The organism is Streptomyces sp. SID3212 (assembly GCF_009865405.1).
Classification (GTDB): Bacteria; Actinomycetota; Actinomycetes; order Streptomycetales; family Streptomycetaceae; genus Streptomyces.
In genome coordinates this window covers 1-1,289 of the sequence record NZ_WWJY01000232.1, presented here as the reverse complement: position 1 = coordinate 1,289, position 1,289 = coordinate 1, and the positions used below count along the sequence as shown (strand labels likewise).

Below are 1,289 nucleotides of genomic sequence, written 5' to 3'. Positions count from 1 at the left end.
CGGCCGGCCTCTCGCCCGCGCCGTGCCCGCGCGCCCTGCTGCGCCTGCTCACGCCGCCGACGCCGACGCGCCCGCACCGGGCGGAGACGTACCGAACCGATCATCGGGCGGAGACGTACCGAACCGGCCATCGGGCAGGCGGCCCGGACCACCCGGTCGACCACCACCGTTCCCCCGCCACGGACCGGCCGGCCCAGGGCTACGGCCTGGTGCAGTTCGTCCTGGCGGCGCACGAGGGCCAGCGCAACACCCGGCTGTTCTGGGCCGCGTGCCGCGCGTACGAACACGGCTTCGGCGAGGGCCTGGCGGAGACCCTGATCGAGGCGGCCGTACGGACCGGTCTGTTGGAACAGGAAGCGCGCGCGACGGTGGCCTCGGCCGCCCGCCTCAGCTCTCCTCGACGAGGTGCTTGACGGTCCCCAGATAACGGCGGACCGCCGCCCCGTAAAAAGTCGAGACCACCCCGGCCGGCACGGTGAACCGAAGCGCCTTCTTCACGGCGGCCTTGTCGAAGCTGAGTTCGTACACGAACCTGACGACGTCGACCGAAAGCTCCTCCACGGCACGGACGTTGAAGATGTGCGCGTCGTAATCGGCGGGCGTACGGGTGACAAGCCGCCGGCCCGGTTCCAGCTCGACCACCTCGGTGAGCACCGAGAGGGAGAAGAAGCCCAACAGCTTTGCTTCCTGGACCAGTTGGGTGCCGATCATCAACGGTCCGCGCAGTTCCACCCGCCTGATCTCGGGCCGCCACTGCCAGTCGTTGCGGAAGTCGCTCACGAACTGGAAAACGCGCTCCTGTGACGCGTCGATCGTGATGGATTGCGCGATGCGCACATAATCTGTCATCGAATTTCCCTCAGAGCCACGCTCAACAAGCCAGGAAGATCAGGCACCACCCTCACCCTCACCACGGCACACACCCCCACCCACCATGCTCACGCCGCTCGAACACACCGGCAACTCGCGGGGGTGCACCCAGCACCACCCCCGAGCCGGGTCGTACGCCCAGTGTGCGCGGCGCTCGCCGTCCGTAGCGTCATGGACATGGCGCAGGGAGCGCCGTGGGAGAAGGGGCGACGGACATGTTCCAGCGGACGAGCGGGACCGGAATCACCAGGAGCGCCGAGGCGCCGCGGCGAGGCGGTCTCGGGCTGTTCTTCGCGGTCACCTTCTCCACGACCTGGGCGTTCTGGCTGATCGCGATCGCCCTCGGCGGATCACCGACCAGCTCGCCCACGGCCGTTCCGTACCTGCTCGGCGGCTTCGGCCCGGTGTTCGGCGCGCTC

At 69.2% G+C, this 1,289-nt stretch carries 1 protein-coding gene and 2 pseudogenes; 2 read left to right on the top strand and 1 reads right to left on the bottom strand.

The window, feature by feature from the left end; translation table 11 throughout:
• Positions 1 to 413: pseudogene (locus GT042_RS06805) on the top strand (DNA primase); the annotation flags it as partial.
• Here the strand turns inward: GT042_RS06805 and GT042_RS06800 are convergent.
• Positions 388 to 849 carry an SRPBCC family protein gene (locus GT042_RS06800; RefSeq protein WP_161307801.1) on the bottom strand — a complete coding sequence of 154 codons (462 nt, stop codon included), beginning with the start codon at positions 847 to 849 and terminating at the stop codon, positions 388 to 390. The pseudogene GT042_RS06805 and the gene GT042_RS06800 sit on opposite strands and share 26 nt — an antisense overlap.
• Positions 850 to 1,085: 236 nt before the next feature.
• Here GT042_RS06800 and GT042_RS06795 point away from each other — a divergent pair.
• Positions 1,086 to 1,289: pseudogene (locus GT042_RS06795) on the top strand (hypothetical protein); the annotation flags it as partial.